Source organism: Gordonia sp. (in: high G+C Gram-positive bacteria), from assembly GCF_047600565.1.
Taxonomy (GTDB): domain Bacteria; phylum Actinomycetota; class Actinomycetes; order Mycobacteriales; family Mycobacteriaceae; genus Gordonia.
Genome location: NZ_JASGKN010000001.1, coordinates 1759205 through 1783263, shown reverse-complemented (window position 1 = coordinate 1783263; position 24059 = coordinate 1759205). Strand labels below are relative to the sequence as shown.

The 24059-nt window shown below is 70.6% G+C and carries 21 protein-coding genes and 1 pseudogene; 15 read left to right on the top strand and 7 right to left on the bottom strand.

The genetic code is table 11. The features are described from left to right. Positions 1 to 13: 13 nt before the first annotated feature. The 5 genes and pseudogenes from QM774_RS08700 to QM774_RS08680 form a co-directional block, all read left to right on the top strand. Positions 14 to 781: pseudogene (locus QM774_RS08700) on the top strand (DUF3027 domain-containing protein); the annotation flags it as partial. 199 nt (positions 782 to 980) lie between these two features. Continuing rightward, entirely contained in the window at positions 981 to 3782 is a 2802-nt protein-coding gene (locus QM774_RS08695) for a sacsin N-terminal ATP-binding-like domain-containing protein (RefSeq protein WP_414975501.1), read from the top strand. A gap of 34 nt (positions 3783 to 3816) precedes the next feature. Continuing rightward, entirely contained in the window at positions 3817 to 5013 is a 1197-nt protein-coding gene (locus QM774_RS08690) for an acyl-CoA dehydrogenase family protein (RefSeq protein ID WP_414975500.1), read from the top strand. A gap of 10 nt (positions 5014 to 5023) precedes the next feature. Then, positions 5024 to 5608, top strand: coding sequence for a phosphatase PAP2 family protein (locus QM774_RS08685; RefSeq protein WP_414975499.1), 585 nt, complete (start codon positions 5024 to 5026; stop codon positions 5606 to 5608). A 102-nt stretch (positions 5609 to 5710) separates the two neighbouring features. Next, positions 5711 to 6676: an IS481 family transposase gene (locus tag QM774_RS08680; RefSeq protein ID WP_414974532.1), complete on the top strand. Its 966-nt coding sequence runs from the start codon at positions 5711 to 5713 to the stop codon at positions 6674 to 6676. On the opposite strand, the gene QM774_RS08675 is transcribed toward QM774_RS08680, so the two are convergent. Continuing rightward, positions 6673 to 6921, bottom strand: coding sequence for a DUF2530 domain-containing protein (locus QM774_RS08675; RefSeq protein ID WP_414975498.1), 249 nt, complete (start codon positions 6919 to 6921; stop codon positions 6673 to 6675). The two genes, QM774_RS08680 and QM774_RS08675, sit on opposite strands and share 4 nt — an antisense overlap. A 24-nt stretch (positions 6922 to 6945) precedes the next feature. Here QM774_RS08675 and QM774_RS08670 point away from each other — a divergent pair, with 24 nt between their 5' ends. After that, positions 6946 to 8406, top strand: coding sequence for an NCS2 family permease (locus QM774_RS08670; RefSeq protein WP_414975497.1), 1461 nt, complete (start codon positions 6946 to 6948; stop codon positions 8404 to 8406). A gap of 1 nt (position 8407) precedes the next feature. Continuing rightward, positions 8408 to 9268: a TrmH family RNA methyltransferase gene (locus QM774_RS08665; protein ID WP_414975496.1), complete on the top strand. Its 861-nt coding sequence runs from the start codon at positions 8408 to 8410 to the stop codon at positions 9266 to 9268. Positions 9269 to 9472: 204 nt separating this feature from the next. Here QM774_RS08665 and sepH read toward each other — a convergent pair whose 3' ends face one another. After that, on the bottom strand, positions 9473 to 10633 hold the full coding sequence (sepH, locus tag QM774_RS08660) for a septation protein SepH (RefSeq protein ID WP_414975495.1): 1161 nt from the start codon (positions 10631 to 10633) through the stop codon (positions 9473 to 9475). Between the two features lie 118 nt (positions 10634 to 10751). Continuing rightward, on the bottom strand, positions 10752 to 11885 hold the full coding sequence (serC, locus tag QM774_RS08655) for a phosphoserine transaminase (protein WP_414975494.1): 1134 nt from the start codon (positions 11883 to 11885) through the stop codon (positions 10752 to 10754). A 104-nt stretch (positions 11886 to 11989) separates the two neighbouring features. Here serC and QM774_RS08650 point away from each other — a divergent pair, with 104 nt between their 5' ends. The 5 genes from QM774_RS08650 to QM774_RS08630 all read left to right on the top strand — a co-directional run bounded on the left by QM774_RS08650 (position 11990) and on the right by QM774_RS08630 (position 17354). Then, positions 11990 to 12652 carry a TetR family transcriptional regulator gene (locus QM774_RS08650; protein WP_414975493.1) on the top strand — a complete coding sequence of 221 codons (663 nt, stop codon included), beginning with the start codon at positions 11990 to 11992 and terminating at the stop codon, positions 12650 to 12652. Continuing rightward, a complete protein-coding gene (locus tag QM774_RS08645) occupies positions 12649 to 13572 on the top strand; it encodes an ATP-binding cassette domain-containing protein (protein WP_414975492.1) in 924 nt (307 codons plus the stop codon). The genes QM774_RS08650 and QM774_RS08645 overlap by 4 nt, the downstream gene beginning before the upstream one ends. Continuing rightward, positions 13569 to 15188 carry an ABC transporter permease gene (locus QM774_RS08640; protein WP_414975491.1) on the top strand — a complete coding sequence of 540 codons (1620 nt, stop codon included), beginning with the start codon at positions 13569 to 13571 and terminating at the stop codon, positions 15186 to 15188. The genes QM774_RS08645 and QM774_RS08640 overlap by 4 nt, the downstream gene beginning before the upstream one ends. Before the next feature lie 82 nt (positions 15189 to 15270). Beyond that, positions 15271 to 16065 (top strand): pyridoxamine 5'-phosphate oxidase, encoded by a 795-nt coding sequence (gene pdxH / locus QM774_RS08635; RefSeq protein ID WP_414976624.1) that lies wholly within the window; start codon positions 15271 to 15273, stop codon positions 16063 to 16065. Further along, the gene (locus tag QM774_RS08630) at positions 16065 to 17354 is read left to right on the top strand and encodes an MFS transporter (RefSeq protein WP_414975490.1); all 1290 of its coding nucleotides are present in this window, start codon (positions 16065 to 16067) and stop codon (positions 17352 to 17354) included. Before pdxH ends, QM774_RS08630 begins: the two co-directional genes overlap by 1 nt. Here QM774_RS08630 and QM774_RS08625 read toward each other — a convergent pair. From QM774_RS08625 to QM774_RS08615, 3 genes are read right to left on the bottom strand one after another with little or no spacing between them, the layout of a single operon-like run. Continuing rightward, positions 17351 to 18361 (bottom strand): oxygenase MpaB family protein, encoded by a 1011-nt coding sequence (locus tag QM774_RS08625; RefSeq protein WP_414975489.1) that lies wholly within the window; start codon positions 18359 to 18361, stop codon positions 17351 to 17353. The two genes, QM774_RS08630 and QM774_RS08625, sit on opposite strands and share 4 nt — an antisense overlap. Positions 18362 to 18383: 22 nt before the next feature. Beyond that, positions 18384 to 19253, bottom strand: coding sequence for a biotin-dependent carboxyltransferase family protein (locus QM774_RS08620; RefSeq protein ID WP_414975488.1), 870 nt, complete (start codon positions 19251 to 19253; stop codon positions 18384 to 18386). Beyond that, positions 19241 to 19897: a 5-oxoprolinase subunit B family protein gene (locus tag QM774_RS08615; RefSeq protein ID WP_414975487.1), complete on the bottom strand. Its 657-nt coding sequence runs from the start codon at positions 19895 to 19897 to the stop codon at positions 19241 to 19243. The genes QM774_RS08620 and QM774_RS08615 overlap by 13 nt, the downstream gene beginning before the upstream one ends. A gap of 162 nt (positions 19898 to 20059) precedes the next feature. On the opposite strand from QM774_RS08615, the gene QM774_RS08610 reads away from it, so the two are divergent. The 3 genes from QM774_RS08610 to QM774_RS08600 are packed head-to-tail and all read left to right on the top strand — an operon-like array spanning position 20060 to position 22508. After that, positions 20060 to 21373, top strand: coding sequence for a citrate synthase (locus tag QM774_RS08610; protein ID WP_414975486.1), 1314 nt, complete (start codon positions 20060 to 20062; stop codon positions 21371 to 21373). Further along, positions 21373 to 21732 carry an FKBP-type peptidyl-prolyl cis-trans isomerase gene (locus QM774_RS08605; protein ID WP_414975485.1) on the top strand — a complete coding sequence of 120 codons (360 nt, stop codon included), beginning with the start codon at positions 21373 to 21375 and terminating at the stop codon, positions 21730 to 21732. Before QM774_RS08610 ends, QM774_RS08605 begins: the two co-directional genes overlap by 1 nt. A gap of 44 nt (positions 21733 to 21776) precedes the next feature. After that, positions 21777 to 22508, top strand: coding sequence for an enoyl-CoA hydratase (locus QM774_RS08600; protein ID WP_414975484.1), 732 nt, complete (start codon positions 21777 to 21779; stop codon positions 22506 to 22508). Between the two features lie 239 nt (positions 22509 to 22747). Here the strand turns inward: QM774_RS08600 and QM774_RS08595 are convergent, their stop codons facing one another. Further along, positions 22748 to 24058, bottom strand: a complete 1311-nt coding sequence (locus QM774_RS08595) for a D-arabinono-1,4-lactone oxidase (protein WP_414975483.1) — start codon at positions 24056 to 24058, stop codon at positions 22748 to 22750. Position 24059 lies beyond the last annotated feature (1 nt).

The window sequence follows — 24059 nt, the reverse complement described above, 5'->3', positions numbered from 1 at the left end:
CGGCCGGGTGGCCCTGAGGCACACTGGAGGGGTGAGTGCAGCAGTCGTTACGGACCACCTGATCAGCGCGGTCGACGTCGCGCGGGACGCGTTGGTCGCCGACGGTGAGAACCCCGGCGAGCATCTCGCCGCGCGGCCGGAAGGCGAGGACGCGGTCGCCCACTACTTCGCGGCGCGGCTTCCCGGTTACGTCGGGTGGCAGTGGTGTGTGGTTCTGGCGGGTGCGACGCCGGACGAGGTGACCGTCTCGGAGGTCGTGCTGCTGCCGGGTGACGGCGCGCTGCTGGCCCCCGCCTGGGTGCCGTTCTCCGAGCGCATCGCCGCCGGAGACCTGGGCGCCGGCGATCTGCTGGCGTCGCCGCCAGATGATCCGCGCCTGGTGCCCGGCCAGGTCGACACTCGCGACGTCGATCCGATCGACCGCGATCAGGTGGGCCAGGTGTCCGCCGAGATCGGGCTGGGCCGCGCGCGTCTGCTGTCCGAGGACGGCCGCGCCGATGCCGCCCAGCGTTGGTTCGACGGCGAGTACGGACCCGAGTCGGCGATGGCCCGCTCGGCCCGCCACACCTGCGGCACCTGCGGCTTCTATCTTCCGATCGCCGGCGCCCTGCACGGCGCCTTCGGCGTCTGCGCCAACGAGTACTCGGCCGACGGCCATGTGATCTCCGTCGAGTACGGCTGCGGCGCCCACTCCGACGTGCCGGCTCCGGCCGGCGGTCAGGGCAGCCCGGCCTACGACGCCTACGACGACGGTGCCGTCGAGGTGGTCAAGGTTCGGCGTACACGCCCGGCCACCGACGAGGCGGCACCGTCGACCGATGCCGCACCGTCGACCGAGATCGCGGTGGTGGAGACGACCTCGTCCGAGGTCGCGATCATCGAGACCGTGTCGACCGAGATCGTCGCGATCGAAACCGCGTCCACGGAGATCGCGGTGGCGCCCGAGCGCGAGACGTCTGTGCGCGAGTCCCTGATCCGCGATGACGCCGCCGCACCCGCGAACTCCTAGCGACCCCTTCGGCACCGCATCTCTGCGGGATGCCACCCTCGCCGCCTGGCGGGACTCGCCGACCCGGCTCGCCGAGGACGCGGCCGCCGAGGCCGACCTGTCGGCGATCGGCTATCGCGATCGTCTGATCACCGAGCTCGCCGCGAACGCCGCTGACGCCGCCGCCGGGGAAGGGGGCGTCGGCCGGCTCCGCGTCACCGTCGACGGCCCGCGGCTGCGGGTCGCCAACACCGGCGCCCCGCTCACCGCGGCCGGCGTCCGCGCTCTGACCGCGCTGCGTGTGTCCCCCAAGAACGGGTCGGCGTCCGGGAGCCGGAACGTCGGCCGGTTCGGTGTCGGCTTCCGTGCCACGGCGTACCTGCCGCGCGTGGACGTGCTGTCCCGCTCGGGCGGTATCACCTTCGACGCGGCCCGCACCGCGGACGCGCTGGACCGGGCCGGTATCGCCGCCCCCGACGGCCGGCCGGCCCCGGCACAACGTCTCGCCTGGCCCGCCGCGGAGCCGCCCGCCGACGGCTACGACACCGAGGTCGTGCTGCACACCCCCGGCCCCGAGCATGCGGCGTCGCTCGCCGAGCAGGCCCGCGCCGAAGCCGAAGACCTGCTGCTGGAGCTGCCGGCGCTCATCGAGATCGACGTGGCCGGCGAGGTGTTCACTCGCACCGACGACGACGGCGACGTCGTCACGATCCTCGCCGACGGCCGTCCCCGGCGTCGATGGCTCACCTCGGGCACCTACGACACCCCGTCCGGCCCGGTCCGCTGGCTGGTGCCGATCGACGGCGACGGCCGTCCCACCCCGATCGGGGAGGGCGAGGTCCTGCGGAGCCCCACGCCGACCGGTGTGCCGCTGTCCCTTCCGGCACGGCTGATCGCCGGACTGCCGCTCACCCCGGATCGCCGGGCGCTTCACCCGGACACCGACATCGCCGATGCGGCGGCCGGCTATCCCGAACTGGTGGCGTCGGTCCGCGACGACGCGAAGCACCTTCTGATCCCCGATCCGGTTCTGGCCGCGGGTCCCGAGGACGCACGGCTGCGCACCGCGATCGATCAGGCGCTGCGGCACGCGCAGTGGGTGCCGGCCGCGGGAGGGGAGGCGCTCGCCCCGGACCGTGCCTGGGTGCTGCGCGGGCTCACGCCCGGTCTGTCCGACGTGCTCGGCGACGTCGTCGAACCCCTCGTCCACCCCGATCTGAGCGACGGTCCGCCGGCCCGTGCCCTCCTGCGGCTCGGCGCCAAGGACCTCGGTCTGGCCGAGCTCGCCGACCTGCTCACCGGCGTCGACCGAGCACCGGAGTGGTGGGGTGAGCTCTACGACGCCCTCGCCGCTCTCGTCCCGGACGCCGACGCCGCCGCCGAACTCGGAGCCCTCCCGGTGCCGCGCGCGGACGGACGTCTGCAGCGGGGCGCACGCGGCCTGTTCACCGTCGACGGCGCGGTCCCGACCGCGCGGATCGACTGGATTCCGACCGTCGACTCGCGGGCCGCACGTCCGCTGCTCGACCGCCTCGGGCTGGAACATCTGAGCGTCGCGCAGGTCCTGGAACATCCCGCGCTGCTCGGCGAGATCGAGAACGCCGACGCGGAGGGCGGCGAGGCCTGGGAGGACCTCGCCGACACCGTGCTTCTGCTGCTGGCCGCTGACGAGAAGGTCCGGGCGCCGGCGGCCCTGGGCCGGATCGAACTGCCGGCCCGGGACGGCACGCACTGGCCGGCCGACGAACTCGTGCTGCCCGACGCGCCGCTGCGCACCCTGATCGCCGACCCGGACGCCGACCTCGGTGTGGTCGACGACGCGATGGTGGCCGCCTACGGCGCCGACCCGTTGCGCCGTCTCGGGGTCGGCTGGGGCTTCACCGTGCTCACCGACGAACTGCCGACCGCACCCGACCACGACCTGGACGCCGAAGAGGACTGGTGGGACGGCCTCGACGTGCCGCCGGAGCGCCTGGTCGCGATCCGGGACCTCGACCTGGTGGACCCCGATCGCTGGCCGCAGGCCCTGGACGTGCTGCTCGCCGACGACCGCACCGCGCCGCTGCTCTCCGACCCGGACGGCTATCCGGTGTGGTGGCTGCGCCGGTACGCCGAGATCGGGGGCCGCCGGTTGCGGGAACTCCGCGCCCCCGACGACGACACCCTGCGCGGCGTCACCGACCCCCTCGACCATCCCGCCGCCGACCGCCTCACCGCGCTGCTGGCCGGCCCCGAACCCGACGACGCCGTCGATGCCGCCGCCCGGCTGGCCGCGCTCGCCGACCCCGACCGGGACATCGCGCCCGGAGTCGCGGCACGCGTGCACGCCGGACTGGTCACCGCGATCCGCACCGGCCGACTCGCGGTCGACGACCTCGACCCGCCGGACGGTGTGCGGACCCTCGACGGGACGGTCTCGGCCGGCGCCGTCGTCGCCGAACACCCGTGGTGGGTGCCGGTGCTGCCGCCCAGCCGGACCGTCCTCGCCGGGCCGGTGCCCGACCCTGCATCCGCCGCGGTCCTCGCCGACCTGCTCGACATCCCCACCGCCTCCCGCCGCTATGCGGCGCGCGTCGTCTCCGACGGGGAGGCCGTCGACCGCGACTCGGCGGTCGCCGCCCGGGAGATCGCGGCCACCGGAGAAGTCCCGGACGGCCCGATCGTCGTGCACGACGCCCTCACCGTCGCCGTGTTCGCGACCGGGACCGGCGCCGAGATCGGACGTCACCGGGTGCCCCGCTGGCGAGACGATGCCCGAACCTGGCACCTGTCGGAAATGGTGTCGCGACCGTAGTGGATGGCCCGCATCCGCGCGGTACGGTAGCGGCATGACCGTCGACCGACTGCTGCCGAGCCAGGAGGCCTACGACCTCGTTGAGCTCGCCGCCGAGGTCGGCGACCGGCTGCTCGCCCCCATCGTCGACGAGCACGAGAAGACCGAGACCTACCCGGACGGCGTCTTCGCCGAACTCGGCCGCACCGGTCTGCTCGGGCTGCCGTATCCGGAGGAGTTCGACGGGGGCGGCCAGCCGTACGAGGTCTACCTGCAGGTCCTCGAGGAGCTGGCGGCGCGCTGGGCGTCGGTCGCCGTCGCCGTCAGTGTGCACGGCCTGGCCTGCTTCCCGGTGTTCACCTACGGCACCGATCAGCAGAAACAGGACTGGCTGCCGCGGCTGCTGCGCGGCGATCTGATCGGCGCCTACAGCCTCTCCGAGGCGCAGGCCGGATCCGACGCCGCCGCACTCACCTGCCGGGCCGTTCCACTCGATGAGAGCTCCTTTCGACAGGCTCAAGGAGCGGATCGGCAGGCTCAAGGAGCGGACCGGAGGGGCTACCGGATCACCGGCTCCAAGGCGTGGATCACCCACGGCGGGATCGCCGACGTCTACAACCTGTTCGCGCGCACCGGCGACGGCTCCAAGGGGGTGTCGTGCTTTCTGGTGCCTCGCGACACCGATGGGCTGACGTTCGGGGCGCCGGAGGAGAAGATGGGACTGGCCGCGGTCCCCACCACCTCGGCGAGCTATGACGGCGCGCTCGTCGACGAGAGCCTGCGGCTGGGTGCCGAAGGCCAGGGCCTGCAGATCGCCTTCTCGGCACTCGACTCGGGACGGCTGGGTATCGCCGCCTGTGCGACCGGTCTGGCGCAGGCCGCCCTGGATGCCGCCGTCGGGTACGCCAACGAGCGCACCGCCTTCGGCAAGACCATCATCGATCACCAGGGCCTCGGCTTCCTGCTCGCCGACATGTCGGCGGCCGTCGACTCGGCCCGCGCGACATATCTGGACGCGGCGCGGCGGCGCGACGCCGGCCGCGACTACTCCCGGGCGGCGGCCACCGCCAAACTGGTCGCCACCGACGCCGCGATGAAAGTGACCACCGACGCGGTGCAGGTGTTCGGCGGCAACGGATACACCCGCGACTTCCGGGTCGAACGGTTCATGCGGGAGGCGAAGATCATGCAGATCTTCGAGGGCACCAACCAGATTCAGCGGCTGGTCATCGCGCGGGGCCTGAAGCGATGAGGGGCGAGGAATGAGACCGTTCGGCTGGGACCAGGCCATCACCGAGTGGGTGGTGTCGATCCGCGCGGAACCGTGGACCTCGCTGTGGCAGATGGTCACCGTGCTCGGCGACACCCTCACCCTCACGCTGGTCGTGATCGGCGTCTTCGTGCTCGCCTGGCTGGGCGAGCGGATCGACCTGTCCGTGCTGATCGCTTCCAGCGGCATCAGCGGCTACGTGCTGATGATCGTCCTCAAACACGTCTTCGGCCGGCAGCGGCCACCCGAACCCGACCGGCTGATCGACGTCGACACCCTCTCGTTCCCGTCCGGGCACGCGATGCTGTCGGTGATCGTGCTCGGATTGACCGCCTTCATCGCCTACCAGCTCTATCCCTGGGTGCGGTCGCACCGGGCGATCCTCGCGGTCGCGCCGGTGCTGATGCTGCTGATCGGTCTGTCCCGGGTGTACCTGGGCGTGCACTGGATGTCCGACGTGGTGTTCGGCTGGTTCTTCGGCCTGATCTGGGCGGCGGTGTGCCTGTTCGGCCACCAGCGGGCCGTCGCACGGTTCGGGCACCGCCCGGACACGGTCCCCGCGAAAGAGAAGGTCTAACTAGTTGTTCTTCCCCGGGACGTTGTGAACGTGTGAGGTAGGCGAAGGCCTCCGGGCAGGATTTGGGTTACCACAACTCAGTTCCACACCACGGAGGCCTTCGTGACTCACGCTAATGCACCCTTGACCCCCGAGGGGCGTCGTCGTCTTGCTGTTCTGATCGTCGAGGACGGTTGGCCGTTGCGGCGAGCTGCTGAACGATTCCAGTGCTCACCATCGACTGCTAAGCGATGGGCTGATCGGTATCGGGCCGGCCTGCCACTGACTGATCGATCATCGCGTCCGCGGCGCTGTCCGCAACGAATCTCCCGCAGGCTCGAACGCCGGATCATCGGGTTGCGGTTCACTCGCCGCTGGGGTCCACACCGGATCGCCTATCACCTGCAGATCGCCCGTTCGACCGTCGGGCGGGTCCTGGCCCGCTACCAGATGCCGCTGCTGGCGCACCTGGACCAGGCGACCGGGTTGGCCGTACGCAAGCCTGCACCACACCGGTATGAGGTCGATGAGCCCGGTCAGCTCGTGCACGTCGACATCAAGAAACTCGGCAGGATCCCTGATGGTGGTGGTCATCGCATGCTCGGGCGCACGATCGGCAACCGCAACAACGGTAGGAAGGGCCGCGGGTACGCGTTCTTGCACCACGCGGTCGATGACCATTCCCGGCTGGCTTACAGCGAGATCCTCGACGACGAACGCAAAGAGACCGCCGCCGGATTCTGGCTACGGGCCAAGACGTTCTTCGCCGCCAACGGGATCATCGTGACCGCGGTGATGACCGACAACGGTTCCTGCTACCGCTCGACACTGTTCAACAAAACCCTCGGCGAGAAGACCACGCACCGGTACACGCGCCCGTACCGGCCGCAAACTAACGGCAAAGTCGAACGATTCAACCGCACACTGGCCACCGAATGGGCCTACGCCCACATCTACTCAAGCGAGGAAGCCCGCGCAGCAACCTACGTCGACTGGCTTCATCACTACAATCATCACCGACCCCATACCGGCATCGGAGGCCAAGTCCCCGCCGACCGCGTTCCCAACCTCACGGGGAAGAACAACTAGTCGAGTCCCTGCTGGGCCGTCTTGCTGCCGCGCCGCACCGCGGCCTTCTGCACCAGCACGATCGTCGTGCCCAGCACCCCGATCACCAGGCCCACCCAGCAGACCGTGAGCGCCCGGTCGGGGCCCCAGCCGGTGACCCAGACGACGATGGTCGCGACCAGCCACGCCAGCATGCCGACCACGATCACCGGCTCCGGCGCGCGCAGAACCGGCGGCAGGTCCGGGACTTCCCTCTGCTGATCCATGACCACTACGGTAGCTTTTCCCGCATGAGTGACGAGCCGGGTACGGGTACAGGGACCGCCGTGCGGGAACGGGTGGACCGTTTCTTCAAGATCGGTGAACGCGGATCGACGATGGGCCGTGAGGTGCGCGGCGGCCTCGTCACGTTCTTCACCATGGCCTACATCGTGGTGCTGAACCCGATCATCATCGGCGGTGTCGCCGGCAACCCGACCAACGCCGACGTCGCCGGGCACGTCCTGCCGATGGTCCAGGTGGCGGGCGTGACGGCGCTGGTCGCGGGCGTCATGACCATCCTGATGGGCTTGATCGCCAACTACCCGTTCGCGATCGCCACCGGTCTGGGCATCAACAGTCTCCTCGCGGTGGCCGTCGTCCAGCACATGACGTGGCCGGCCGCGATGGGTCTGGTGGTGATCGACGGTCTGATCATCGTGATCCTCGGTGCCACCGGTTTCCGCACCGCCGTGTTCAACGCGGTGCCGGCCGAGCTCAAGGCGGCCATCGCCGCCGGTATCGGCGCGTTCATCGCATTCATCGGCCTCGTCGACTCCGGTTTCATCACCCGCACGCAGGGCGGCCCGCCGGTGCAGCTCGGCAGTGACGGCTCCATCAGCACCGTCCCCACCCTCATCTTCGCGGTGGGTGTGCTTCTGATGGGTGTCCTCACCGTGCGCAAGGTCCGCGGCGCCCTGCTCATCGGCATCGTCACCATGACGATCGTGTCGCTGATCGTCGAAAGCATCCTGCACCTGGGCAGCAGCACCAAGAAGCCGGGCGGCTGGGCGATGAACGTCCCCGGCATGCCGGACAGCTTCGGTGGCCTGCCCGACCTCAGCCTGGTCGGCAAGGTCGATCTGCTCGGCGGCTTCCAGCAGGCCGGCATCGTGCTCGCCAGCACCCTGGTGTTCACGCTGGTGCTCGCCAACTTCTTCGACGCCATGGGCACCATGACCGGCATCGGCAAGGAGGGCGACCTCGTCGACGCGAAGGGCAACCTGCCCGGGATCGGCAAGGCGCTGATGGTCGAAGGTGTCGGCGCGGTGGCCGGCGGTGCGGCCTCGTCGTCGTCGAACACCGTCTTCGTCGAGTCGGCCTCGGGTGTCGCCGAAGGCGCCCGCACCGGCATGGCGAACATCGTGACCGGGGGCCTGTTCCTGATCGCCATGTTCTTCACCCCGCTGTACGAGATCGTCCCGATGGAGGCCGTCACCCCGGCGCTGGTCGTGGTGGGCGCCCTGATGATGGGGCAGGTCCGGGAGATCGACTGGACGCGCTTCGAGTACGCGCTGCCGGCGTTCCTGACGATCGTCGTCATGCCGTTCACCTATTCGATCGCCAACGGCATCGGTGTCGGCTTCATCTCGTGGGTGGTCCTGGCGACGGCCCGCGGCAAGGCCAAGCAGGTGCACCCGCTGCTGTGGGTGGTGGCCGCGCTGTTCGTGCTCTACTTCGCTCGGGGACCCATCGAGCATCTCTTCAGCTGACGTGACGCCGACGCTGCCGGAGGGGCCGGCGGTCGACGTCGTCGACATCGACGACCCCGCCGATCCTCGTGTCGACGATTTCCGGGACCTGAACTCGGTGGACCGGCGTCCCGATCTGCCCGCGTTGCCCGGTGGCCGGACCGGCAAGGGTCTGGTGATCGCGGAAGGGGTGAACGTCGCCCAGCGGATGATCGCCTCCCGCTTCGCCCCGCACGCGTTCCTGGGTGTCGACAAACGTCTGCGGGAGCTGGCCGGCGCGCTGAGCGGGCCGCGCCTGGCGGGTGTCCCGTTCTATCGGGCGAGTGCCGAGGTGATGGCCGAGGTCGTCGGCTTCCATCTGAACCGCGGCGTCCTGGGTGTGGCCCGGCGCCCCGAGTCGCTGAGCGTCGCGTCTGTGCTCGACGGCGCGCGGACCGTCGCGGTGCTGGAGGGCGTCAACGATCACGAGAACATCGGCAGCATCTTCCGCAACGCGGCGGGCCTCGGCGTGGACGCGGTGATCTTCGGGCAGGGCTGCGCCGATCCGCTCTACCGCCGCAGCGTCCGGGTCTCGATGGGGCATGCCCTTCTGGTGCCGTTCGCCAGATACGACGCCTGGCCGGCCGACCTCGATCTGCTCGCCGAGCAGGGTTTCACCCTGGTCGCGCTGACGCCGGGTGAAGGGTCGGTGCCACTGTCGGAGGCGGTGTCCGCCGGGAAGGTCGCCTTCCTGGTCGGCGCCGAGGGGCCGGGACTGGCCGAACACACCATGCGCCGCTGCGACGTGCGCGCCCGGATCCCGATGAGCCGCGGCACCGATTCGCTCAACGTCGCCACGGCCGCCGCCATCGCCTTCTACGAGCGGAACCGCACCGAAGCCTGACCTTCAAGTCGCTCTGTCTCGCTGGTTGAGCCGGGTCGTCGACGGAGCGCAGCGACGACGACGTCCCGTGTCGAAACCACACCCGCCTGCCGTCACGAATTCCGTGGCCGCGCGGACCCGGGTGACGTTCCACCTGTCGAATTCGGTTCCCACCGTCGATTTACAGCGACAGGTTGAGCGGAAACCGACAGGGGGAACGGGCGGCTACTCGTCCGGGTGGCTGCGGACGCCGAGGAGGACGTCCTCCCATGCCGGGACGGCCGGCTTGGCGCGCTTGGAGTTGCGGCGCGGCGCGCGATCGAGCGGACCGGTGGTCTCCTCGGCCTTGACCGGTTCGGCCGTCGTGCGCTGCGCAGCGGCGGCCTTCTTGGCCGCGGCCTTCCGCGCCGATGCCTTCTTCGCTGCGGCCTTCCGGTCGTCACCGCGCGTCGGGGAGACAGCGGGCGCCGGAGAGACAGGCTGCGCCGGGACCGGCGCAGCCTCCGGCGTCGGGGCGGGGGCGGCCGGTGCGATCTGTGCGGCCGGCTCGACGGTCTGCGGCTGAACCGGGGCGGGAGCCGGAGTCGGTGCAGGAGCAGGAGTGGAGGCTGGGGCCGGGTGCCGCGACTGCTGCTGGGCGGCGGTCACGGTATCGGCGTCGACGGTCACCTGCTCGTGGCCGTCGGGCAGGACCTCACGCCGCGGCGGCTGGGCGGCGGTCGGGGGAGCGGTGGGTGCCGGGGCGGGCACCGCCGACAGCGGGCGGGCGCCGTTGAGATGACGGACCCGCTTGGCGGCCGCGCGGGCCAGCTCCGGGTCGGTCAGTTCCACGGCCATCTCGTCGAGCGGCTCGGTGGTGCCGCCGTGGCTGCCCGGATGGAACCGCCAGTGCGCGAAGTTCTCGGTGCGGCCCTCGTAGAACGCCACCTGGACGATCCACTGACCCTCTTCGGTCTTCCACGAATCCCAGCGGGCGTCGGCGGGCACGCCGCCGCGCAGCACCAGGCATTCGGCGACCAATTCGCCGAGGGAGGCCAGGCTGGGTCCGTCCATGGCGAGCGGATGCGACGAGCGGGCCAGTTCGGCGGCACGTGAACGCTCCAGCAGAACCGGGTGGGCGTAGCGCTCGATCTTGGAGGTGCTGACGCCGGCGATCTGGGCCAGTTCGGCCACCGAGGCTCCGGCCCGGATCCGTGCCTGGATCTCGCGCGGCCGCAGCGCGGATTCGCCGGGGGAGTTCACCTGGCCGAGTTCGGTGCTGTTGCCGCGGGCGGCGGCGCGCAGGTCTTCGTCGGCGCGGAGGCGGAACTGTTCGCCGGACTCGCGGTCGATACAGACGACGTATTGGCCGTCGGACTCCACGCGCAGCACCTCGAGCTCACGCATGCGGTCCTCCCTTGCCTCGCCGGTCACAGCCAGCCTAACGGAATGCCGCGTGTCCGTAGGTCGGACACGCGGCAAACCCGCTGATCACAGTACTGAAACGCGTGAGACGCGTGGGGCGTCAGAGGCGTTCGACGATGTAGTCGATCGCCTTCGTCAGGGTGGTCACGTCGTCCGGCTCGATAGCCGGGAACATGCCGATGCGGAGCTGGTTGCGGCCCAGCTTGCGGTACGGCTCGGTGTCCACGATGCCGTTGGCGCGCAGCGTCTTGGCGACCGCGGCGGCGTCCACGTCGTCGTTGAAGTCGATGGTGCCGACCACCTGACTGCGGTGCGCCTCATCGGCGAACGGGCTCGCGAAGGCACTCTTGTCGGCCCAGTCGTACAGGCGCGAACTGGAGTCCTTGGTCCGCGCCACGCACCAGTCCAGGCCGCCGTTCGCGTTCATCCAGTCGATCTGATTCTTGAACAGCAGGAGCGAACCGACCGCGGGGGTGTTGTAGGTCTGGTTCTTCGGGCTGTTCTCCACCGCGGTGGCCAGCGACAGGAACTCCGGGATGTAGCGGTCGGTGGCGGCGATCTCGGCGACGCGCTCGAGAGCGGCCGGGCTCATGATCGCGACCCAGATGCCGCCGTCCGAGGCGAAGCACTTCTGCGGAGCGAAGTAGTAGACGTCGGTGGCGGCGATGTCGACGGGCAGGCCGCCGGCGCCGGAGGTGGCGTCGATGGCGACGAGGGCGTCACCGGCGTTCTCCGGGCGCAGCACCGGCACGGCCACACCGGTCGAGGTCTCGTTGTGGGCCCAGCCGATCACGTCCACGCCGGCGGCGTCGTCGGCGGAGACGGCGGCCGGATCCGGTGCGGTGCCCGGATCGGTCGAGATCACCTTCGGGTCGTCCAGCCACGGCGCCTTCTTGGTGACGGTGGCGAACTTCGACGAGAACTCGCCGTAGGTCAGGTTCAGGGCCTGCTTGCGCACCAGGCCGAAGGCGGCGGCATCCCAGAAGGCGGTGGTGCCGCCGTTGGAGAGGACCACCTCGTAGCCGTCGGGCAGCGAGAACAGGTCGGTCAGTCCGGCGCGGATGTCGCCGACGACGTTCTTGACCGGCGCCTGGCGGTGGCTGGTGCCGAAGACCGACGCGCCCGTGTCCACGAGGAACTGCAGCTGTTCGGGGCGGACCTTGGACGGGCCGCAGCCGAAACGGCCGTCGGAGGGCAGGAGGTCGGCGGGCAGCGTGATCTGCGAATCGGTCATGGGGACATTCTAAGGAGTGACCTGCATCGCAGTGGTCCGTGGGTGGGCCTCGTACGGCCCCGGGCGTTGACGATGTGGCTGAACAAGTGTTCAATCAGTTGAACATGAGTTCAACGAGTGGCGATTCGCCGGACGACAGGACCACCCGCGCGCGGGTCCGCGACGCGGCGATCGAGCTGTTCGCCCGCACCGGATTCGCCGCCACCGTCCGCGACATCGCCGACGCCGCCGGGGTCAGCCCCGGACTGGTGATCCACCACTTCGGATCCAAAGCGGGGCTGCGCGCCGAATGCGACGACGCCGTGCTGGCCGGTATCGGGAGCAAGAAGGAACTGATCAGTCCCGGCACCGACTACGAGGCCTACCTCGACGACCTGCGCCGGGACCGCCGGAGTCAGACGGAGATCGTCTACCTGCTGCGTGCCGTGGCCGACGGCGGCGACGTCGCCCGCGCCTTCATGGCGCGCGTCATCGCCCAGACCGAGGAAAGCCTGCGGATCGGCGTCGAGGCCGGCGAACTGCGGCCCTCCGTCGACCCGGCGGCCCGCGCCCGCTACCTGGCGTACGTGTCGATCGGAGCGCTGCTCATCGACACCGTCGTCCACCCGCCCGCCGACTGGTCCGATCCGGTCGCGATCCTGCGCGGCTACATCGACCGCACCGCGGTGCCCGGCGTCGAATGCGCCGCCTACGGCCTGATCGCCGACCCGACGGCCGTCGAACCCCTGCTGGCGAACCACACCCCCGAACGAGGAGACACCCCATGACCGATGTGATCGAGGTGGCCGGCCTGATCAAACGATTCGGGAGCGTGACGGCGCTCGACGGGCTCGACCTGACCGTCGCCGACGGCGAGGTCGCCGGATTCCTGGGACCGAACGGTGCCGGCAAGTCCACGACCATCCGGATCCTGCTGGGCCTGTTCCGCCGCGACGGTGGCCGCGCGGCGGTGTTCGGCGCCGATCCGTTCACCGATGCGGTCGCCATCCACTCGCGGCTGGCCTACGTGCCCGGCGACGTGGACCTGTGGCCGCAGCTCACCGGCGGCGAGTGCATCGACGTGCTGCTGCGGCTGCGGGGCATCGATCCGGCGACCAGTGCGAAAGCCGAGCTCGTCGAACGCTTCGAGCTGGACCCCACCAAACGCAGCAGCACCTATTCGAAGGGCAACCGGCAGAAGGTGGCGTTGATCGCGGCCTTCGCCGCGCCCACCGACCTGCTCGTCTTCGACGAGCCGACGTCCGGCCTGGACCCTTTGATGGCGCGGCACTTCGGCGACTGCACCCGCGCTGCCGCCGCCCGGGGCACCTCGGTGCTGCTGTCCAGTCACATCCTCAGCGAAGTCGAGGAACTCTGCGACTCGCTGACCATCATCCGCGCCGGCCGGACCGTGCAGTCCGGCACGCTGGACGATCTGCGTCACCTGCGTCGATCACGCGTCCAGGCGACGGTGACCGGTGCGGGCGCCGACGCCGTGGCCGGAATCGACGGCGTCGATGACTTCACCGCCACCCCGGGCGCCGACGGTTCGGTCGACCTGTCGTTCACCGTCACCCCGGACGGCCTGAACGCGGTGACCGGTGTCCTCGGCGGCCTCACCGTCGACTCTCTGCTCGTCCAGCCGCCGAGCCTCGAAGAACTGTTCCTGCACGCCTACGACGACGCCCCCGCCGGGACGGAGCGATGACCGCCCCGGCCGCGGCACGGGTGAGCGCGCGCACCGGACCGTTCGCGTCGACCCGGCTGCTGACGCGTCTCGACCTGCGTCGGGAACGGATCATCGTCCCGGTCACCGTCCTGGTCCTGGTGGTGACGAGCGCGGCGGCGTTGTCGTCGGTCAACCAGCTGTACGGCACCGACGCCGAGCGGGCCGCGCTCGCCGCCTCGGCGCAGAACGCCGCCTTCGAACTCCTCCTCGGACCGCTCGAGCACCTGCGGCCGCAGGCGGCCATCGCGTGCTGGCGTGTCTCCTTGTTCATGATCACCGCCACCGCCGTGTGCGCCGTTCTGCTGGTCACCCGGCTCACCCGGAAGGAAGAAGACCTCGGCCGGGTGGAGCTGGTCCGCGCGGCGCACACCGGGCGGTTCGCGCCGCTGGCGGCGGCCCTGACCGTCGCCGCCGGATTCTCGGTGATCGTCGGGGCCGCGATGACGGGTCTCGCGACCACGGCCGGAGCGTCGGCGGGGCAGGCCGCGCTGGACGGGACCCGGTACACGGCGGTCGCACTGGCCGCGACCGGCCTCGCGGCGATGACCGCGCAGATCGCCTCGACCGCCCGGGCGGCGAACCTGCTCGCCGTGTCGCTCGTGATCGGCGGCTACGTCCTGCGGGGCACCGGCGATGCCGCCGGCATCGGCTGGTTGCGGTGGACCAATCCGGTCGGATGGGCCGAGCAGACCGACCCGTACGGCGCCCGCCACTGGTGGCCGATCGTGGCGTGCGTCGCGGTGTTCGCCGTCGGTGCCGCACTCGCGGCATGGGTGAGCACGCGGCGTGACCTCGGGTCGGGGCTGCTGCCGCCGCGGCCCGGCCCGGCGTCGTCGCCGGTCGCCGGCATCGGCGGGCTCATGGCGCGCCTCGATCGCGGCGGATTCATCGGCTGGCTGCTCGGCCTGGCCGTGTTCGCCGTCCTGCTGGGCGCGCTCGCTCAGACCGCGGCGTCGCTGACCTCCGACAACCCGGCGATGCTCGACTACCTCCGCCGGGTAGGCGGAACGGGCGCCCTGATCGACGTCTTTCTGGCCACCGAAGCGGTCTACCTCGGATTCGCGGTCGCGACGTGGGCGGTCACCACCGTCACGCGCATGCGGGCCGACGAGGAGGCGGGCCGCACCGAGGCGCTGCTGGCGACACCGGCATCCCGGTCGCGGTACCTCATCGACCGGGCGGCGTTGATCGTCGCGGGAAGCGTGGTGCTGCTTCTGGTGAGCGGCCTGCTGGTCGGTGGGGCGGCCGCGGCCTCGACCGGTGACGCGTCCCTGGTGGGCGGTGCGGTGGCCGCGGCAGCCGTCCAGGTGCCGGCGGCGCTCGTCATCGGCCTGGGCGCGCTCGCGATCTATGCGGTGGCACCCCGGTTCACCGTCGGCGGCGGCTGGGCCATGGCGGTGCTCGCGTTCCTGCTCGGCCCGCTCGGCGAGCTCTTCGGCCTCAGTCACCTGGTGCGCGACATCTCCCCGTTCACGCACGTGCCGCAGGTGCCGTCCGGGCCGATGCAGTGGGCGCCGATCGTCGTCCTGGTGGCCGTCGACGTGGCACTGGCCGCGGTCGCCCGGTGGCGATTCGGGCGCCGCGACATCAGCTGAACAGCCGCGGATATCCGATCGCGGTGCCCTCGGACCGAGGTCTAGCATCGTCGCCGTGAGCGACGAACTGGATCTGCGCGGTATGCGCGTGGGCTACGGGAACCCCGACCCTGCGGGCGCCGGGAGCGCAGCGAGCGGGCCCAGTACGGCGGGCGCCGGGAGCGCAGCGAGCGGGCCCAGTACGGCGGGCGCCGGGAGCGCAGCGAGCGGGCCCAGTACGGCGGGCGGGCCCGGTACCGCCGGCGCCGACGGCGTCGCCGATCATCTGGATCCGTCCTGGCTGACCGGTGATCCGCCGTGGCTGGACCTGTTCAGGCGGTGGCTCGTCGAGGCGGTCGACGCGAAGATCCCCGAACCCAATGCGATGGTGCTCGGCACCGTCGACGAATACGGCCACCCGGCGACCCGCACCGTGCTGTGCAAGGGCGCCGACGCCGACGGCATCGTCTTCTTCACCGGCTACGAGTCCGCCAAGGGGCGCCAGCTGGCCGCCAACCCGGTCGCCTCGGTCACCTTCCCGTGGATCGCCCTCGAACGGCAGGTGCACTTCCGCGGTCGCGTGGTGAAGGTGGATCCGGCGGAGACCGCCGACTACTGGAACGCCCGCCCGCGCGGCTCGCAGTTGTCGGCGCGTGCCAGCAACCAATCGCAGCCGATCGGATCCCGGGCGGCGCTCGAGGCCGTGGCCGCACTGGTCGCCGCGGAGTTCGGCGGCGCCGACGGAGACGTTCCGGTGCCGGTGCCGCCGCACTGGGGCGGCTACCGGCTGCAACCGGTGAGCGTCGAGTTCTGGCAGGGCCGGGCCGATCGTCTGCACAACCGCGCGATCGCCGTCGTCGACGGTGACGGCTGGACCGTGACGCGGTTGCAGCCCTGATGCCGCAGATCTTCGCCGACACCCGGCCGCTGTCTGAACCGAACTTCCGTCGCCTGTGGACGGCGAACATCGTCACCGTCATCGGGGCGACCCTCACCGTCGTCGCGGTTCCCGCCCAGATCTATGCGATCACCGGCAGCTCCGCCTACGTCGGTTTGACCGGTGTGTTCGGGCTGGTGCCGTTGATCGTGTTCGGGTTGTGGGGCGGGTCGCTGGCCGACGTGTTCGACCGCCGGCGAATCCTGATCGTCACCACCCTCGGCCTGATCGCCACGTCCGTCGGTTTCTGGGTGCAGGCGGCCCTGCACGTGAACAACGTGTGGCTGCTCCTCGGCCTGTTCGCGGTGCAGCAGGCGTTCTTCGCCGTCAACCAGCCGACCCGGACGGCGGTTCTTCCCCGCATTCTGCCCAGTGAGCTGCTGCCGGCGGCGAACTCGCTGAACATGACCGTCATGCAGGCCGGATCGATCGCCGGCCCGCTCGTCGGTGCCTCCCTCATTCCGGTCCTCGGGTTTCCGCTCCTGTATCTGATCGACTCGATCACCCTGCTGGCCACACTGTGGGCGGTCCTCAAGCTGCCGTCACTGGTACCCGAACGTGCGGACGGTACGAAGCCCTCGACGCCGGGCCTGCGGTCGGTGATCGACGGGTTCGTCTATCTGCGGGGACATCCGGTGCTTCTGGTCTCGTTCGTGGTCGACCTGATCGCGATGGTGTTCGGTATGCCACGCGCCCTGTTCCCGGAGATCGCGCACGAGAGTTTCGGCGGCCCCACGGACGGTGGTGTGGCCTTCGCGCTGCTGTTCATCGCGGTGCCCATCGGTGCGGTCCTCGGCGGCGTCTTCTCCGGCTGGGTGTCGCGGGTGCAACGGCAGGGCCGGGCGGTGATCATCGCGATTCTGGTGTGGGGCCTGTCCATCGCGGTGGCCGGCGGGGTGCTGTTCTTCGCGCATGGCACGCCGCTGCCGATCCTGCCGATCGTGGTGGGTGCGCTGATCGTCGGCGGTGCCGCGGACATGGTGTCGTCGGCGTTCCGGCAATCGATGTTGCAGGCGGCGGCGACCGACGAGGTGCGGGGCCGGCTGCAGGGCGTGTTCCTGGTGGTGGTGGCGGGCGGGCCCCGCATCGCCGACGTGGCACACGGTGCCTCCGCGGCCATGGTCGGGACGGCCGCCACGTTCGCGGGCGGCGGTGTGCTGACCGTGGTGTTCACGGTGCTGGTGGCGTTGGCGGTGCCGGCGTTCTGGCGGTACCGGCTGTCCCGCCGCGACGAACCGGTGCCGACCTAGTCGTTCACGTCGTTGGACTGCCAGGGCAGTTGCGCGCGACGCTGCGCATGCACGGGGCAGTAGTGGATCGGATTGTCGCGTTCCGGTCCCGACGGCAGGTTGCGGGCCGGGGTCTCCAGGAGCGGGGCATCCGACGGCACGCGGCCGCGGACCCGGTCGTCGGCGTCCCGGGCGCGGGGATGGCGGCGATACCGCGGCGGGACGGCCTCCATGAGGGTGTCGACGGCGGTGCCGAACGCGCGAAACCTCACCTGATCCCAGCGTGACCAGCTCAGGCCCATCATCTCCCGCACCGGCTCGTCGTAGAGGCCGGTGGTGATCCACAGGAACAGCCGATTGACCACGACGATCTGGCGCTTCCACAGCCGGCCCGGCATCCAGCCGGCCATCCACGGAGGCGGCGGCAGCTGGGTGATGTCCAGCACGGTGCGGACGGCGTCGTGGTCGCGCAGCACCTCCCGGCACATGCGGTCCCAGTAGGCGAGGAACTCCTCGTAGGTGTCCGGGACGGGCCGCATGCTGACGCCGTACATCGAATACCAGGTCCGGGACTCGTCGAACAGGCGCCGCTTGTCGGCCTCGGAGATGGGCGGGCCGAAGGCTTCGGCGCAGCGGATGTTGCCGTACCAGAAGGTGGCGTGCGCCCAGTAGAAGACGTCCGGGTCCAGGGCGTGGTACCGCGCGCCGTCGTCCATCGTGCCCTTGATGGTCAGGTGGTAGTCGCGGACCTTCTTGCCGGTCTCCGGTGTGCGGTCGAACACGACACCGCTGATCGGGTACAGCGATCGCATGAGCCGTTCCCAGCGTTCGCCGAAGAAGTCGGAGTGGTCCCAGACGCCGGCCGCCAGCTTCGGGTGCATGTTCTGCATCGAGCCGGACCACAGGCCCATCAGCATGCCGCGCCAGTCGCCGAAGTACCGCCAGGTCACCGAGTCGGGACCGAGCATGCCGGACGCGCCGATCGGGTCGTCGTCGGTGGGGGTGGTGCGGTCGGCCAGCTCCGTCATGACACAGAAGTCTACATCTGTTTCAATTGGGGCGGCGGAAGCGGACGTCGACGCCCGCCGTCAGCTGGGCCGCGGCATCCACCGAGGCGGCGGTCAGGACCGCGATCACCGGATAGCCGCCGGTCACCGGATGATCGGCCAGGAAGAGAACGGGCTGACCGCTCGGTGGGATCTGAACCGCGCCCAGCGGAACCCCCTCCGACGCGGCCTCGGCCGCCCCGCGGACACGGAGCTCCTCGCCGGCGGCCCGATTCAGGCGGACCCCGACCCGGTTGCTCGCCGGATCGACGGTCCAGGAACCGGTGAACAGCGACCCGGCGTTCTCCAGACGGTCCGCCCGCGGCCCCGCCGATGCGGTGAGCACCACCGGCCCGGCACCCATCGGCATGGGCAGTGTGGGGGCGGCGCCGACCGCGGGCAGCGGGGCCGTCGCCTCGCCGACCGCCAGAACGTCGCCCGGCCGCACAGCGTCCGGCCCCAGACCGGACAGGGTGTCCGACGACGCCGAGCCGAGAACCCGCTCGACGTCCAGGCCGCCGCGCACCGCCAGATAGTTCCGGCAGCCGTGTAGCGGGGTCTCGACCGTCAGAATCCCGTCGGCGGGCACCGGCACGACTACGCCGCATCCGACCCCGCGGCCGTCGACGGTCACCCGCGCCGGCGGTCCGGTGACGGCGACGATCAGGTCGTCATCGGCCCGCATCGAGAACCCGCCGAGGGACACTTCGATGCCGGCGGCACCGTCCGGGTTGCCGAGGAGCCGGTTCGCCAGGCGCAACGACCCGCGATCGGCGGCACCGGACGCCGGAACGCCGAGGTGCGCGTAGCCGGGACGCCCGAGATCCTGGACGGTGGCGAGCGGACCGCTACCGCGCACCGTCAGCGCACGCATGTGAACCTCACCCGGGTCCCGGCCGACAGCAGTGCCGGCGGATCGGCGTCCGCATCCCACATCGGAGTCTCGGTGCGGCCCAGCAGATACCAGCCGCCCGGGCTGCGGCGCGGGTACACGGCGCTGTATCCGGCGGCCACCGCCACCGCACCGGCCGGCACCGCCGGCCGGGACTGCTCACGCCGGCCGAGCCCGCGCAAGACCGCCGCACGCGGATCGTCGGACACCGGCACCAGATAGCCGAAGCCGGGGGCGAAGCCGAGGAACTCCACCCGCCACTCGACACCCGTGTGGGCGTCGACGACCTCGTCGGCCGTGACCCCGGCGAGGGCGGCCACCTCGGCGAGATCGGCGCCGTCGTAGACCACCGGGATCGTCACCTCGCCGGCCGGGCCGTCGGTGCCCGGCCCCGGCGTCGGCACGGTGGCCGCCAGCCGTCGCACGGCGGCGACGTCCAGTCCGCGGCCGGGCGGCGCCTGCACCAGCACGGTGCCGCCGGCCGGCACCACGTCGCCGATCGTCAGCACACCCGAATCGGCTGCGGCCCACAACGACCGGGCCAGGGCGGCGGCCACCGCCGGGGCGTCGTCGGCTCCGGTCAGATCCAGCAGCACCGCGTCGTCGCCGGCGGGCAGGAAGCGCATGACACCACGGTACCGAGCAGGCCGTCCGGGGCTGTGGGTAAGCTGAACGCGCGGCCAGGAGCCGCTTAACGCCCGCTGGGGGACCCTCGGTGGGCGCCGTCATCGCCAGACGACTAGCGTTACACCGACGTACTGGTCAGCCCGCGAGGTTAGGGAGTATTTGTGTCCGCGGAGAAAGCACACGCCGACAAGCAGGAAGCCGGCACCTTCAAGCATCCCGGCGGGTCCATCGACCTGGACATCCTGAAGGCGACCGACGGCAGCGACTCCGTTCAGCTCGGACCGTTCCTGTCCAAGACCGGCCTGACGACCTTCGATCCGGGCTTCGTCAACACCGCCGCCTGCAAGTCGGAGATCACCTACATCGACGGTGACGCCGGCATCCTGCGGTACCGCGGCATCCCGATCGACCAGCTCGCCTCGAAGTCCACCTTCATCGAGGTCAGCTACCTCCTCATCTACGGTGAGCTGCCCACCGCCGCCCAGCTGGACGACTTCACCGACAAGATCCGCCGGCACACCCTGCTGCACGAGGATCTCAAGCGCTTCTTCGACGGCTTCCCGCGCAACGCGCACCCGATGCCCGTCGTCTCCAGCGCCACCAATGCGCTGTCGGCCTACTACCCGGACTCGCTCGACCCGAAGGATCCCGAGCAGGTGGAGCTCTCCACCATCCGTCTGCTGGCCAAGCTGCCGACCATCGCGGCGTACGCCTACAAGAAGTCGGTCGGCCAGCCGTTCCTGTACCCGGACAACTCGCTGGGCCTGGTGGAGAACTTCCTCCGCCTCACCTTCGGCTTCCCGGCCGAGCCCTACGAGGTCGATCCCGAGGTCGCCAAGGCCCTCGACATGCTGTTCATCCTGCACGCCGACCACGAGCAGAACTGCTCGACGTCGACCGTCCGCCTCGTCGGCTCGTCGCAGGCCAACCTGTTCACCTCGGTGTCCGCGGGCATCAACGCCCTGTGGGGTCCGCTGCACGGCGGCGCCAACCAGGCGGTCCTGGAGATGCTCGAGGGCATTCAGGCGTCCGGCGGCGACACCGCGGCCTTCATGAACAAGGTCAAGAACAAGGAAGACGGTGTGAAGCTGATGGGCTTCGGTCACCGCGTCTACAAGAACTACGACCCCCGCGCGGCGATCGTGAAGCAGACCGCCGACCAGATCCTCGAATCGCTGGGTGTGCAGGACGAGCTCCTGGACATCGCGAAGGGCCTGGAAGAGGTCGCCCTGCACGACGACTACTTCATCGAGCGCAAGCTGTACCCGAACGTCGACTTCTACACCGGCGTCATCTACCGGGCGATGGGCTTCCCGACCCGCATGTTCACCGTGCTGTTCGCGCTCGGCCGTCTCCCCGGCTGGATCGCGCACTGGCGTGAGATGCATGCCGACCCGGCCACCAAGATCGGCCGCCCGCGCCAGCTGTACGTCGGCGCCACCGAGCGTGACTACGTCGCGATGGAGAAGCGCTGATGTCCGGCAAGCCCGAGGTCGACTTCCCGGAGGGCCCCGCTCCCGACACCCTGCAGATCACCGATCTGATCGTCGGCGACGGTGCCGAAGCGGTGCCGCACGGCATCGTGGACGTCCACTACGTGGGCGTCGAATACGACACCGGTGAAGAGTTCGATTCGTCGTGGGATCGCGGCCAGTCCGCCAACTTCCCGCTCGACGCGTTGATCCCCGGCTGGCAGGAGGGCATCCCCGGCATGAAGGTCGGCGGCCGCCGTCAGCTCATCGTGCCGCCGGAACTGGCGTACGGTCCGGCCGGTGCCGGTCACCGCCTGTCCGGCAAGACCCTCATCTTCGTCATCGATCTGCTCGGAGTCTGACCTCCCTGTCATCGGCCGATGGCACGGTCGGTAGGCTTCCGCCCATGATCGTGAGCAGCACCGCCGGATCGGTGGTCACCATCGAACTGGCCCGTCCGGAGAAGCGGAACGCCCTCAACCACGAGATGGTCGAAGGCCTGGAGAAGGCGTTCGACGAGGCCGTCGAGGCGGGTGCGCGCGCCATCGTCCTGACCGGTCGCGGTGAGGTGTTCAGCGCCGGCGCCGACCTGTCCGGCCCGGTGTACGAGAAGGGCTTCCTGGACAAGCTGATCGCGCTGATCCGCCACATCGAGGAGACTCCGGTCCCGGTGATCGCGGCGATCAACGGCCCCGCTCTCGGCGGTGGTCTGCAGTTGGCGATGGCCTGCGATCTGCGGGTGATGGTTCCCAGTGCGCTGGCCGGTATCCCGGCCGCCAAGATCGCCGTCGCGATCGACGAGTGGACGATCCGCCGCCTGGTGTCGCTGGTCGGCGCCGGAACGGCCGCCGGAATCCTGATGGCCTGTGAGCCGCTCACCGCCGACCGGGCGCTCGCGCTCGGTTTCGCGAACCGGCTCGGCGATCTGGCCGACGCCCAGCACTGGGCGGCGCAGATCGCGGACCTCGCGCCGCTCACCCTCCAGCACTACAAGCTGGTCCTCAACGGCGACGGCGCCCGCGACGAGGCGCCCGCCGACCGGCAGGCCGCCATGATGGCCGCCTGGACCAGCAAGGACATCGAAGAGGGCCGCGCCGCCCGCGCCGAGAAGCGCCCCCCGAAGTTCACCGGCCACTGAGCCACCCGAATCCCGCCGCTGGTTGAGCCGACACCGAGCCCGCTGGGGCGAGGCGTCGTGTCGAAACCTCCGCTCGATTTCCGGGTGGGTTTCGACACGGGGCGTCGTCGTCGCTGCGCTCCGTCGCCGACCCGGCTCAACCGACGTACTGGCGGCCGCGCCCGTACGGGTCACAACCGTCGACCCGGCTCGACCGCCGATCAGGCTCGACCGCCGACCCGCTCAATCGCGGTACTGCTTCACTTGCCGAGGACGTGGCGCAGGTACGGGTTCGCGAAGGTGCGGTCCGGGTCGTAGGCGTCGCGGACCGTCAGGAAGTCGTCGAATCGCGGGTAGACGCCGCGCAGGTAGTCGGCGTCGCGGGTGTGCATCTTTCCCCAGTGCGGCCGGCCCTCGTGCGCGATCATGATGTCCTCCACGTCCCGGAAGTACGTGGTGGACGCCGACGGATCGTCGCGGTGGTACCGGTGCACGGCGATGTAGCCGGCCTCGCGGCCGCTGGCCGTCGACAGCATCAGGTCATCGGCGGCGGCGGCGCGGACCTCCACCGGGAAGCTCACCTTGTGGCGGCGGCGGTCGATCATGGCGCGCAGCTCCCGCAGCGCTTCGGGCACCGCCTCGAGCGGCAGGGCGTACTCCATCTCGCGGAACCGGACCTTGCGGGACGAGATGAACACCTTGTCGGACCGGTCGGTGAAGGTCCGCTCGGACAGGACGCGGCCGGCCACCTGATTGATGCCGGGCACCACGGCCGGAACCTGGGCGCTCACACCGCACAGCACCCCGAAGAGGTCGTTGGAGAGCAGTTCGTCGTCGATGTACCGGCGCAGTCTGCTCGGTCCGGACGCCTCGGTGTGCGCCGGCATGCGGGTGTTGGTCTTGGTGAGCGTGCAGTTGGTGTGCGGGAACCAGTAGAACTCGTAGTGGTCCTCGGTGCGGACCCGGTCCAGAAAGGTGCCGATCGCCTCGTCGGCCGACGCCGGCGCCTCGTGTGCCCGCATGCTGAACGCGTCCACGCACTGCAGGGTGATCGACGTGATCACACCCAAGGCGCCCAGCCCGAGGGCCGCCGCCTTCAGATCCGGGCCGTCCTCACCGAGGGTGCGCACCCGGCCGTGACCGTCGACCAGTTCGAGGCCGCGGATCTGGGTGCTGATGCCGCCGTACTTGAGGCCGGTGCCGTGCGTGCCGGTCGAGGTGGCGCCGGAGATGGTCTGCCGGTCGACGTCGCCGAGGTTCGCCATGGCCAGGCCGTGCGGTTCGAGCAGTCCGGGAATCTCGTACAGGTGCGTGCCGGCGCCGAGGGTGACGCGGCTGCGGGCGGCGTCGACGTCGAGCAGGCCGCTCAGTCCGGTCATCGAGACCTGGATGCCGGGTGCCACGGCGATCTCGGAGAAGCTGTGGCCGGCACCGGCCGGCTTGACGGTCTCCTTGCGTTCGGCGGCGGCCTGCACGGCGGCGGCGAGTTCGTCGACGCTCTGCGGTGCGATCAGCCGGCTGGGGGTGCACTGCGCGGTGCGGCCCCAGTTCCGCCACGTGGTCGTCGTCATG

Coding starts and splice junctions, on each gene's coding strand:
- QM774_RS08605 (WP_414975485.1), top strand. CDS start 21,373: ATGTCCGGCAAGCCCGAGGTCGACTTCCCGGAGGGCCCCGCTCCCGAC.
- QM774_RS08675 (WP_414975498.1), bottom strand. CDS start 6,921: ATGGATCAGCAGAGGGAAGTCCCGGACCTGCCGCCGGTTCTGCGCGCG.
- sepH (WP_414975495.1), bottom strand. CDS start 10,633: ATGCGTGAGCTCGAGGTGCTGCGCGTGGAGTCCGACGGCCAATACGTC.
- QM774_RS08620 (WP_414975488.1), bottom strand. CDS start 19,253: ATGCGTGCGCTGACGGTGCGCGGTAGCGGTCCGCTCGCCACCGTCCAG.
- QM774_RS08670 (WP_414975497.1), top strand. CDS start 6,946: ATGAGTGACGAGCCGGGTACGGGTACAGGGACCGCCGTGCGGGAACGG.
- pdxH (WP_414976624.1), top strand. CDS start 15,271: ATGCGCGTGGGCTACGGGAACCCCGACCCTGCGGGCGCCGGGAGCGCA.
- QM774_RS08625 (WP_414975489.1), bottom strand. CDS start 18,361: ATGACGGAGCTGGCCGACCGCACCACCCCCACCGACGACGACCCGATC.
- QM774_RS08630 (WP_414975490.1), top strand. CDS start 16,065: ATGCCGCAGATCTTCGCCGACACCCGGCCGCTGTCTGAACCGAACTTC.
- QM774_RS08595 (WP_414975483.1), bottom strand. CDS start 24,058: ATGACGACGACCACGTGGCGGAACTGGGGCCGCACCGCGCAGTGCACC.
- QM774_RS08650 (WP_414975493.1), top strand. CDS start 11,990: ATGAGTTCAACGAGTGGCGATTCGCCGGACGACAGGACCACCCGCGCG.
- QM774_RS08640 (WP_414975491.1), top strand. CDS start 13,569: ATGACCGCCCCGGCCGCGGCACGGGTGAGCGCGCGCACCGGACCGTTC.
- serC (WP_414975494.1), bottom strand. CDS start 11,885: ATGACCGATTCGCAGATCACGCTGCCCGCCGACCTCCTGCCCTCCGAC.
- QM774_RS08645 (WP_414975492.1), top strand. CDS start 12,649: ATGACCGATGTGATCGAGGTGGCCGGCCTGATCAAACGATTCGGGAGC.
- QM774_RS08615 (WP_414975487.1), bottom strand. CDS start 19,897: ATGCGCTTCCTGCCCGCCGGCGACGACGCGGTGCTGCTGGATCTGACC.
- QM774_RS08695 (WP_414975501.1), top strand. CDS start 981: ATGACGCCGCCGCACCCGCGAACTCCTAGCGACCCCTTCGGCACCGCA.
- QM774_RS08690 (WP_414975500.1), top strand. CDS start 3,817: ATGACCGTCGACCGACTGCTGCCGAGCCAGGAGGCCTACGACCTCGTT.
- QM774_RS08685 (WP_414975499.1), top strand. CDS start 5,024: ATGAGACCGTTCGGCTGGGACCAGGCCATCACCGAGTGGGTGGTGTCG.
- QM774_RS08600 (WP_414975484.1), top strand. CDS start 21,777: ATGATCGTGAGCAGCACCGCCGGATCGGTGGTCACCATCGAACTGGCC.